The 11,062-nt window shown below is 42.3% G+C and carries 11 protein-coding genes; 3 read left to right on the forward strand and 8 right to left on the reverse strand.

Annotated elements, in window-relative coordinates:
• Positions 1-50 precede the first annotated feature (50 nt).
• The 8 genes from ACYSNU_RS16465 to ACYSNU_RS16500 all read right to left on the reverse strand — a co-directional run bounded on the left by ACYSNU_RS16465 (position 51) and on the right by ACYSNU_RS16500 (position 8,638).
• Positions 51-932 (reverse strand): ROK family protein, encoded by an 882-nt coding sequence (locus ACYSNU_RS16465; RefSeq protein WP_461738256.1) that lies wholly within the window; start codon positions 930-932, stop codon positions 51-53.
• Entirely contained in the window at positions 932-2,419 is a 1,488-nt protein-coding gene (locus ACYSNU_RS16470; RefSeq protein WP_461738257.1) for a glycoside hydrolase family 32 protein, read from the reverse strand. The genes ACYSNU_RS16465 and ACYSNU_RS16470 overlap by 1 nt, the downstream gene beginning before the upstream one ends.
• Positions 2,419-4,032: an ABC transporter substrate-binding protein gene (locus ACYSNU_RS16475; RefSeq protein ID WP_461738258.1), complete on the reverse strand. Its 1,614-nt coding sequence runs from the start codon at positions 4,030-4,032 to the stop codon at positions 2,419-2,421. The genes ACYSNU_RS16470 and ACYSNU_RS16475 overlap by 1 nt, the downstream gene beginning before the upstream one ends.
• A 26-nt stretch (positions 4,033-4,058) precedes the next feature.
• Positions 4,059-4,946 (reverse strand): carbohydrate ABC transporter permease, encoded by an 888-nt coding sequence (locus ACYSNU_RS16480; protein WP_461738259.1) that lies wholly within the window; start codon positions 4,944-4,946, stop codon positions 4,059-4,061.
• 11 nt (positions 4,947-4,957) lie between these two features.
• On the reverse strand, positions 4,958-5,917 hold the full coding sequence (locus tag ACYSNU_RS16485) for an ABC transporter permease (protein ID WP_461738260.1): 960 nt from the start codon (positions 5,915-5,917) through the stop codon (positions 4,958-4,960).
• A gap of 188 nt (positions 5,918-6,105) precedes the next feature.
• On the reverse strand, positions 6,106-6,828 hold the full coding sequence (locus tag ACYSNU_RS16490; protein WP_461738261.1) for a class I SAM-dependent methyltransferase: 723 nt from the start codon (positions 6,826-6,828) through the stop codon (positions 6,106-6,108).
• 48 nt (positions 6,829-6,876) lie between these two features.
• A complete protein-coding gene (locus tag ACYSNU_RS16495; protein ID WP_461738262.1) occupies positions 6,877-7,452 on the reverse strand; it encodes a class I SAM-dependent methyltransferase in 576 nt (191 codons plus the stop codon).
• 19 nt (positions 7,453-7,471) lie between these two features.
• On the reverse strand, positions 7,472-8,638 hold the full coding sequence (locus tag ACYSNU_RS16500) for an AI-2E family transporter (RefSeq protein WP_461738263.1): 1,167 nt from the start codon (positions 8,636-8,638) through the stop codon (positions 7,472-7,474).
• A 381-nt stretch (positions 8,639-9,019) separates the two neighbouring features.
• Between ACYSNU_RS16500 and ACYSNU_RS16505 the strand changes: the two genes are divergently transcribed.
• From ACYSNU_RS16505 to ACYSNU_RS16515, 3 genes are read left to right on the forward strand one after another with little or no spacing between them, the layout of a single operon-like run.
• Positions 9,020-9,481, forward strand: a complete 462-nt coding sequence (locus tag ACYSNU_RS16505) for a helix-turn-helix domain-containing protein (protein WP_461738264.1) — start codon at positions 9,020-9,022, stop codon at positions 9,479-9,481.
• A 2-nt stretch (positions 9,482-9,483) separates the two neighbouring features.
• Positions 9,484-10,230 (forward strand): ABC transporter ATP-binding protein, encoded by a 747-nt coding sequence (locus ACYSNU_RS16510; protein ID WP_461738265.1) that lies wholly within the window; start codon positions 9,484-9,486, stop codon positions 10,228-10,230.
• Positions 10,220-10,861 carry an ABC-2 transporter permease gene (locus ACYSNU_RS16515; protein WP_461738266.1) on the forward strand — a complete coding sequence of 214 codons (642 nt, stop codon included), beginning with the start codon at positions 10,220-10,222 and terminating at the stop codon, positions 10,859-10,861. Before ACYSNU_RS16510 ends, ACYSNU_RS16515 begins: the two co-directional genes overlap by 11 nt.
• Positions 10,862-11,062 lie beyond the last annotated feature (201 nt).

Raw genomic sequence — 11,062 nt, forward strand, 5'->3', positions numbered from 1 at the left:
TCCCTCCAAAAATCCAATCACTTCATTATAACGAGGAAAATTTAAAAAAACTAGCGGTTCGCCATTTTTGTTGGCGACAGTTGCTGTTGCGCTAAGGCGATACAGCCTAATAAGCCCTGTAAATCAGCCAAGCTGTCTCTTTGCAGATAATCGTCTAAATTTGGCAGGCTCAAATAATTTTGATTGAGCAGCGCCAGTTTTTGGCGGATTTTCGGCAGCAGTTGCGCTTGTTTCATCACACCACCGCCAAAAATAATCACCTCTGGGCTGAGAATTAAGGACACATTAAAGACCGCCTGAGCTAGATAGTCGCTGACAAATTCCCACGTTTGGTCAGCTTCAGCCAATAAATGACCGGCTTGACCAGCTCGAGCCGCAATCGCCGGACCACTGGCTAAGCCCTCCAGACAATTTTGGTGGAAGGAACAATTTCCTGCATATAAATCAGCGGGATGTTGCCGCAGCAGCATGTGGCCCATTTCCGGATGGGACAGACCTTGAATAAATTGCCCGCCTTGGATACCGCCAGCGCCAACTCCTGTGCCAATCGTAAAATACACTAGACTAGTATAGTCTTGGAATGCGCCAAAGGTTTTCTCTCCCAAACAAGAGGCATTCACATCTGTCGTCAGAAAAATCGGCACATCTAAACTGCTTTTTAAACTGCCTAATAAATCAAAATTTTGCCAGGCTAATTTCGGCGTATTGGTGATAAAGCCATAGCTTTTTGAGCTGGGATTTAAATCCAGCGGACCAAAGCTGCCGACGCCAACGGCAGCTAGCTCATAGTCGATAAAAAAAGTTTTTATTTTCGGCAAAAGCACAGCTGGACTTTCTGTTTTTAAGGTGGTTTTGGCGATAATTTCCCCTGCCAGAGTGCCGACACCTAAAACAAATTTCGTCCCACCGGCTTCGATTGCACCTAAGAGCATTAAATCACCCGACCAATCTCAAGGGACTGGATTGTTAATTGCCCATCAGCTTCAAAGGCCATTTCCTGACCAGCCGTCTTTTCATAAAAGGTCATCGTCAAAGTTTCCAGTGCGTTGGCAAAAATTTCTAAACTAGCAGTATCCCGGAAAATTTCAAGGGTCAGACATTGATTGATTAAAGGTACCTGCACACTGCGGCTAACCAGCGGCTCTTTTTCTGCACCAAGAAGCTCATAGCCGAAGTTTTCCCGACTTAAAGTTAGAATTTCGCTCCCTTTATCATAGCTGAGACGAATGGCAGACTCTTGGTTTTTGGCCAATTCTAAAACAAATCCTTGGCTGGCAGATAAATCACAGACCATCTGCAAATAGGTATTATCCCCCATAATTTTTTTTAAGCGGAGGGCTTCGCCGGCCACCACCAAATTTTCAACGCCATATAAATATTCGATATTGGCATAAATTTCAGAAATCGGCTTTTGGATTAAGCGCTGATTTTTAACCTTTAATTCTCGCGGCAAAGTCATCGCTCCTGACCAGCCATGTCCTAAATCGTGACTAGGAATTGCTCGATCCCACAGCTGCATCCAAGCAATCATAATTCGCCGTTTCTTATCATCTTCTAAAGTTTGCGGGGCATAAAAGTCAAAGCCCCGGTCAATCTCGTGGTAATTTTCAGTCTGGAATTTCCCTGTCTGCCAATCCATCTCCCCGATAAAAGCCACCGTCGAACTGATATTATGATATTCTAAACCGGCCTGTGGCATTTGAATTGGCGAAATGATTAAGACATCTGAGCCGTCTAAATGAAATAAGTCGGGGCATTCCCACATGATGCCCTGCTCTGGAGTGCCTTCTAAAACTACTGAAACAAACTGCCAGTCCGTCAAATTATCCGAAGAGAATAGCAAAATTCGGCCCGTTTCCTGCGGCGTTTTACTAGCTACTACCGTATAATATTTATCGCCTTTTTGAAAAACTTTCGGATCACGAAAATCTTTAATTTCTCCATGCTGGCCTAAGAGTTCTTCAGCAATCACCGGATTTTGTGCTGATTTGCTAAAATGAATGCCGTCATCAGAAACGGCTAAACACTGGCGTTGATAGGTTTGTCCGTCAATCACTCGATGGCCAGTGTAAAGGAGATACAGCTTGCCATCTTTTTCAATGGCGCTGCCGGAAAAACAACCGTCAAGGTCATACCATTGGTCCGGCGCCAAAGCGATAGGCAACTCCTGCCAATGGATTAAGTCTTTCGATTTGGCGTGCCCCCAAAACATCGGGCCCCACGCAGAATCAAAGGGATTGTGTTGATAAAAAACATGATACTCGCCTTTAAAATAGACCACACCGTTCGGATCATTAATCCAACCAATTGGAGCCATCAAATGAAATTGATGGCGATAGCGGGGGTTGACCCCCGCCTTATTTTTTGCCACATAGCGATTGGCTTCCTGCAATAAATCTTCAGCCGTTGTTAAATTCATCAATTTGCTTCAGTCCCCTCAACAAAGCGGTCATAGCCGGCTTGTTTGATTTCCAGCCATTCGTCAATGCCGACCCGCTCTAATTCTGCTAAATACTCGTCCCATTCTTGATCGATAGTGCCATTGGTAATCCATTCCGCCCGTTTGCGGTAAATGTAATCCCACATATCCGTTTCGATTTTGGCTAAACGATCGGTTTCTTCTTTTTCTAAAAAGACTTTCGGATAATTATTTTCATTGGAAATATATGGTAAATAATTTTCATGCATCAAATCTAAACGCCACGCAGCATCATCTGGCATCGTAGTAACCGTGCCGTAGTAGCTATCAAGAATTGCCAATGGTCCAGCTGCTTCTGTTCTTTGGCGTAATTCCCCGGGTGCTTCGCCATCTAAAGGTAAGTGGGTCAGCATATCGCCATTTAATTCAAAAATATTAGCCTGGGTATCATCGCCGTAAGTGCCCCAGTTATTTTGCACAGATTGTAAAGGCTCATACATTTTATCGACCCATTTAGCGGTTAATTCTAAATTCTGATTGGCACTGGTAATCACAAAACGGTCACGGGAAAAACCAATGCCGTTGGTTCTTGTCACATGTTTCGTGCCATCAGGTCCGGCTAAAACTGGCAGGACATCATAGCTGTCATTGTCGCCTGAGATATTGGCTTTGTCCCAGCTAAAGTAAACGCCGTATTCGTGCTCTTTACCTTTTGCCACATAAGTATTCCAATCCTGCTCAAAAGCTTCTGCGTCAATCAAGCCTTTGTCATACATTTCATTAAAATACTTAATCGCTTCTTTATAGCCCTCTTTATCTGCGGTAAATTGGGCGTTGCCGTCATTGTCGACAATCAGATGGTCATCATTGTCGCCTTCGCCAAAGGCTGCAAATAAGAGTTTCAAATCTTCATTGCCGCCATCGTTGATAAAGCTGAAGGGAATCTCATCGGCTTCACCATTACCATTAGGATCTTGCGTTTTAAAAGCCTCTAAAACCGTCATCAGCTCATCCGTCGTCGTCGGCATAGCCAAGCCTAAATTATCTAGCCACTCGACATTAATCCAGGCCATATCATTGACGGTATGAATCGACTCTTTGCCTTCTCCTAATTCTTCAATCCAAGGGAAGGAATAAATATGGCCATCCGGTGCGGTTGACAATTGGCGGTATTCAGGATTTTCATCAAAAATCTTTTTCAAGTTGGGCATGTATTGGTCAATCAAATCCTCCACCGGTACAATCACGCCGCTTTCAGCCCAGCTGAGCAAATCATAATCACTAGCGCCGGCATTAAAGATGGCATCTGGTAATTCTCCACTGGCAATATCGAGATTTCTTTTTTCCACGAAATCGGCATTGTAATTTGTCCAATCCACATGCACATTGGTATCCTCTTCAATTCGTTGGAAAATTAATTTATCGTTGGGATCATCCGGCGCCAAGGCTGCTCCTTGTGAGAGCATTTTTAGTGTCACTTTTTCTTCTAAAGGAAAAGTCACATCCGTTAGTTCATAATCTGGACTTGAAGTGGCGCTGTCAGAACCCCCGCAGGCGCCTAAGACTAGACTGGAAATTAATAATGCACTGAAGATCATCGGTTTTGTTTTCATTTTATCCTCCTGAGAAATTTTTTAGTTTATCCTTTAACTGAGCCAACTAAAACACCTTTTTCAAAATATTTTTGGAAGAAGGGATACATCACAATCAGCGGCAAGCTAGAAATGACAATCGTTGAATACTTAATCAACTCCGCAATTTGTTTCATCTCCGCCATCGCTGTGTTAGCGCCAACCATGTCTGTCGACGGTTGATTCTGAATCAAAATATTCCGTAAGACTAATTGCAACGGTTGTAAATCGGGATCCTTCAAATAAATCATCGCATCAAAGTAAGAATTCCATTGGCCGACAAAGGCATATAGGAATAAGACAAACATAATTGGCTTGGCTAACGGCAGCATCACCTTAAAAAGAATCTGCAATTCATTAGCGCCATCAATTGTTGCAGCTTCTGACAATTCCTTTGGCAGACCACTAAAATAAGTCCGGGCCATAATGATGTTCCACACATTGACAGCTCCCGGGATAATAATTGACCAAACAGAGTTCAACATACCCAAGTCTTTGATTAATAAATAAGTCGGTACTAAGCCGCCGCCGACAAACATCGTGATGACAAAGAAGGTCATCAAAATTTTACGTCCATATAAATCCGGTTTCGATAAGGGATAGGCGGTAATCATGGTGATAAAAACGGTTAAAACGCTGTAGGTAAAGGAATAAAACAGCGAGTTAACAAAGCCGCGAATAATCGAATCATCGGCAAACACCCGTTGATAGCCTTGAATTGTCCAATCGGCTGGATTCAAGCTGATGCCCTGACTGATTAACGTTGACGGATCCATAAAGGAGGCAATCACCACGTAGCCCAAGGGTAAAATCGTAATCGTCACCAGAAAAAAGATAATGATGCGGTTAACCCATAAAATTCTTTTATCAAATTGCGAATACATCTGCATATTCATCTTGTTTCCTCCTATAAGCCTTTGCCTTCATTCAGTTTCTTGACGATTCCATTAACCAACAGCAATAAAATCACATTGATAATCATGTTGAACAAACCAACAGCCGCTGAATAGGCATAATCACCAGATTGCAGCCCGACTTTATAGACATAAGTCGAAATAATTTCCGAAGTTGGAATATTCATAGAAGTCTGCATCAGATAAGCTTTTTCATAGCCGATATTCATAATGTTCCCCGCGGCTAAAATAAAACTAATCACCATCACTGGCTTTAAGGCCGGTAAATCGATATGGCGAATTTTTTGCAAAATATTCGCACCATCAATATTGGCCGCCTCATATAAATCCGAACTGACACCGGCTAAGGTTGCCGTATATAGAATAGATGACCAACCCATTCCCTGCCAGATACCGGACAAGATGTAAATGGTCCTGAAGTACGCTGGATTAGACATGAACATGATTGGCTGACCGGTAATTTTTTCTACTAGACCATTAATCGGGCCGTTAGCAGAAAGAAATAAGAAGAGCATCCCAACAATAATCACCACCGAAATAAAATTCGGTGCGTACAAAATTAATTGCAGTTTCTTTTTAAGCTTCTTATTTAAGATTTGGTTTAAAGCCAGTGCCAAAAAGATTGGCGGGATAAAGCCTAACAGCAAACCATAAACACTCAGCTTCAAGGTATTGCCTAATAAATTTGTAAAATTCGGCGAAAATATAAAATCTCTAAAATGTTCTAACCCAACCCAAGGACTGCCTAAAATTCCCAATAATGGATTGTAATTTTTAAAGGCGATTAAGGCGCCGTACATCGGGAAATATTTAAAGACCAGCGTCAGTAAAATTCCCGGTACCATTAAGAAATACAACCACTTGTCCCGCTTTAAGCGTTTTTTGATTTTCTCCCGCTTCTGGGCTTTTTCCTTTTTTTTATCAACTTTTTCAATCGGCAGAGCTTTTTCCATCAGACTCCCTCACTTCGTTTTAGAAACGTTTCCATTTTTGTTTTAAAAAAATAATAGCTCTAACTTTCCCTCATAAAAGATTTTTAAAACCTTTTTTTGGAAACGTTTCTATTTTATGAATTCAGAATAGCACGGTAGCGCTTTCCTGTCAATTGTTTTTTTCAAAAAAGTTTACCGTGCTTTTGTTTTTAGCTGAAAATCAAGTGATTAAACATCGCAACAGCAATAAATTCTGCCTGTTGGCTGGCTTTTTCCTCCAAGTCAAACATCGCTTCCTGCCATGCTTTTGTATATTTGACTTCGGTATTTTGACTCAAGCCAAAAAAAGTTCGCAGGCCAAAATGCTCCGCTACCTTTAACGGCTGCAATACTTCTGCCAGCCACTCCGTTTCATAGACCGCCACTGTTCCAAAATTGGCGGAACGGGAAGCACCGCCGTTAATAATTGACAAAGCTAGTGCTGGATCATCCTGCAGGACCGCCTTGGCAAAAATTGTTCCATTGCGATTGTGCTTGACGATAGACATTTTTCCACCCGGATTTAAGCGGGATTGCAGCAGAGCTAAAACTTTGGGCCGCTCTTCAAGGGCCACATACTCCAGCACATTATGCAGCAAAATTCCGTCAAATTTTGCCTGTTGACTAATAGCTGCCTCAAATTCGGCAAAACTACCCGTCAACTGTCGGTATTGGTCAGCGGCCAGTCGCAGCGGCAGCATTTCAGCATTGGGTTCGTAGGCGACTACTTGATGAGTTTGGCTTAAAAAGCTCGCCGTTTTGCCGAAGCCTGAACCAAAATCTAAAATCCGGCCGCCAGCAGGCAAGCTTTGTTCCAACTGTTGAAACAATAATTTGTAAAATAATTCGCCCCAGGGCTGCTGTATTTCCTGATAATAATCTTTGACTGTCATTTATTTTCTCCTTATTTCGTAAAGGACCCAGCCCCGATGCTGCTGAGTCTACTGCAACACTAAGCCGAGCTTTGCCAAATAGGTTGCAAATGCTGCGCCTTTACTGAACTCCTTCAAGTAATAGCTGACCTTAGTAGCCTCACAACAAATTAAAATTTTTCCTGATGGCGTAACCAAACGCTCTAATTCTGACAAACCCTGCTCTAAATTTTCCCAGTGAAAATGATTTTGATAGACAGTAATCAAGTCAAAATGATTGTCCGGATAGGGCAACGATTCAACATTGGCAACTGCAAAAGTCAGCCCAACAACCGCAAATTCTTCTTGGGCCAGTGCGATGCCGGTTTTAGAAATATCGATGCCCACTACCTCCGCTGTTGGAAATAGTTGCGCTAGATAATGACTGGAGGCGCCGTTACCGACGCCGACATCTAAAATTTTTTGAGGTGCTGATACGCTCACCTGCTGCAAACTCCAAGCAACCATCGGCAAATAAACCCGATTCCATAACCGCATCATCCATTTGCCTAATAAACCACTGGGCTCTTGGGATTGCTTTAGTAGCGCTCGATAGAACCAAATTAAAAGACCAACTGCTAAAATACCAACAACAAAAATAACCATAGACAACCTTTCTAATCCTTTATTCTAAATAATCCTCTTCAGAAAATTCACTATCTTCATAGGTTCCTTTATCTTTAAAGAAGCGATTGTAACGCTGTTTAAAGCGGCTGAAGAGGTAAACGACAACTAGCTTAATCAAGGTATAAATCGGGATACCAAAAATCACGCCGACAAAGCCTAAAAGATCCCCCATCACCAATAACACCACTAAAATTGTGATTGGATGAATTTTCAGCCGGTCCCCCATCACCCGTGGCACGACTAAATCGCCGTGGAGCAGTTGGACGGCAAACCAGACAATCAAAAATTTAATGACCATAAAGCTGCTGTCTTGAAAGGCGATAAATAACCCTGGCAAGAAAGCGATAAAAGGTCCAACATAGGGAATGATACACAAAATTCCCGCCGCTACCGCCAAGACGGTCGCATAATTCAACCCGATTAACAAGAAAGTAATCCAATACATGACACCTAAAACCAGTGAAGCAATCACTTGGCCTTTAAGATAATCCCCCAACTGCTGATTGGCAATTCTGGTCAATTTTTTAAAATCAGGACGAAAGCCCGGCGGAATCATCCGTAAAACCGCTTGATAAAATTTCTGTGGGTCCTTCAGCAAAAAGAAGGCGATAATCGGTCCCGTGAACAAGGTCACCAAGGTGGAAGAAACTGCGGAAAAAATATTGCCCAAACTTGAAGCTCCCGCCTGCCAGTTATCTGCCACGTAACCTGTGACATCTGTGACAATTTTATCCATTGAATCCACTAATTGCGTTACTTGATTGTCAAAGGGGGTTGAAGCAAAGAAGCTTTCAATCTCCGCTTGAAAATTATCAAATAAATCCGGCAGCTGCTGAACTAATTCCTGCGCTTGACTACTAATCACTTGAACCGCCTGCACCCCTGCTAAGCCGAGAACCAGTAATGCCAATAAAAAGACAATGGCGACGGCCCAAGTCCGAGATATTTTCTTTGAAAGCCGACTCACCAAGGGATTAAACACATAGTACAAAACTCCCGCAAAAATCACCGGCGGCATGACAGTTAAGACAATTGTCACCAAGGGATTAAAAATATAGGAAATTTGGTTCAGTAAAAAGACAGCTAGTGCCGACAGCGCCACTAAGCCAATCACAAAATAGGAAGTCTTTCCCCCTAAGAAGGCCATTAAACGATTTTTTTCCATAATATACTCCTGTTTTCATTGTAATATCTCTATAGTATCAAAAAGTCCGTTTTCCTGCTCTAAATATACTTCCGCTGTTTTATCTGTTTGAAAACTAGCATACTTTAAACTCAGCCCACTCAAAATTTTTCAAAATTTCGTCTCGCTACTGAAAATAGCAACATCTATTTACATTGTAGAAAAATCATCTTTCAAGCAAAAAAGTTTTAGCGCTGTTTTTTTAATCAAACAAAGACGTTTCGCTATAAAATAGTCAGATGTTGTCTTAGCGATTTTTTTGGTAAACTAGAAGCAACTAAAGCTGACATTTTTCGTTAACAGCAGGTGGTGTTCGACTGTTAAAAATTCAAGTATAGTCAAAGTATGAAAGGTGTGAAAAGTATGAATAATCAAACAAAAATTGTCGCCGCAAACCTCCGCTATCTGCGACAGAAGAATCAATGGTCACAGGAATATGTCGCTGAAAAAATTGGCGTTTCCCGCCAAGCAGTTGCCAAGTGGGAGAATGGCGACAGTTTGCCAGATTTACTAAATTGTGCGGCTTTGGCCGATTTATACACCGTTTCATTAAATGATTTGGTGCGTCACGATAGCGACCAAGCGGGCCTGCCAATCGCCCCTTTGAACAAACATATCTTTGGCGCAGTGACTGTCGGCAACCGGGGCCAAATCGTGCTACCAAAAAAAGCCCGTGAGACCTTTAATATCAAAGGCGGCGATACTTTAGTGGTCTTAGGAGACAGCAATCCCGCTACAGCTGGCATTGCTATTTTAACTGCCGATTCTTTTTTCCGTTGGACCGGCCATAGCCTTGAAACCCTGCTAGCTAAAAAGGAGGACTAACGATGGAACTTTTAACAGTCGAAAAGGTGACAAAAAAATACCCTAGCTTTACATTGGCGGATATTTCGCTACAAATCGCCGCCGGCAGTATCGTCGGCTTGATTGGTACAAACGGCGCCGGCAAGACCACCTTGTTGAAGGCCATTTTAAATTTGATTCCCATCGACCAGGGCAACATTGTGCTATTAGGTAAAGACCAGCTTACCCAAGAAATTGCTTGGAAACAGCAAACCGGTGTCGTCCTTGGGGGTGTTGATTATTATCAAGAAAAAAAGCTTAAGGTGATTACAGCTACCATCAAGCGTTTTTATCCCAACTGGCAAGAAGCGACCTATCAAAAATACATGCAGCTGTTTGGTTTGAATCCGGAAAAAAAGATCAAGGAGCTCTCAGCAGGCATGAAGGTCAAATACAATATTGCTTTGGCTTTGTCCCATCAAGCAAAACTTTTTATTTTTGACGAGCCGACAAGCGGTCTTGACCCGGTCTCCCGTGATGATTTATTGGCTATTTTTAAACAATTGACGGCCGACGGTAGTCGAGGAATACTCTTTTCCACCCATATTACCTCGGATTTGGAAAAATCTGCTGATCGAATTGTTTATTTAAAAGAGGGGCGGCTGATTCAAGCCGCCGAAAAAACCGAATTTGTTGCTTCCTTTCAATACTTAAAGGAAGCGCCCACTGAAGCTGACCTCTCTTTAGAAGAAATTATGGTCCGAATGGAGGGTAAACATTATGATTTCTAATTTATTGGAAAAAGAAATCCGCTTAGCCGGGCACCCGAATCTCTTTGTTTTCTCTTTGATGGGCGCCTTGGTGTTAGTCCCCGGCTATCCGTATAGCATGGTGTTCCTCTTTGTCTGCATCGGCAATTTTGTTAACTTGCTGTATGCCAGAGAAACCCACGATATTTATTACACTGCCCTGTTGCCGATCAAAAAAGTCGATGTTGTCACCAGCAAATTTACTATCTTAATTGCATCAGAAATTTTCGCTTTACTCTTCACGGTCCCCTTTGCTTTTATCCGCCTCTTATATCTGAGAAGCATTGGCAATCCAGTGGGAATCGAGGCTAATGTGGCCTTTTTTGGGATTGGTCTGTTTATTTTTGCCGTTTTTAACTGGTTGTTTTTGCCGCTCTTTTTTCAAACGGCCTATCAAGCTGGCAAAAGCTTTATTTTGGCAATTATCCCCGCCACTATCGTCGCTATTATCGGAGAAAGCCTAGCTCATCTGCTACCTTGGCTGGATTCCATCGCTTGGGCTGACCAACTACGTCAGCTGCCAATTTTAGCAGTTGGCAGCCTGTTGTTTATCCTTTCAAGCTACGCTGCGAAAAAAAGGGCTTCGCAAAATTTCTTAGCGGTGAACTTGTAAACGTCAGGTTTATTTTCTTAAGACGATTCTGTGTTGACTTGCGTTAAAATTAACTTTCCTAGTTAAACTAGGTGCAGACTGTAGACAAATAGACTTTTAGAAGTAAAATTCTTCTAAAAGCCTATTTTTTGTTTTACTCATTCAAATTTGGGCAAAAAAATAAAGGCCTTCTGCCTTTAACTTAGCCAGGTGGCTAATTTC

The organism is Enterococcus sp. LJL120 (genome assembly GCF_054871765.1).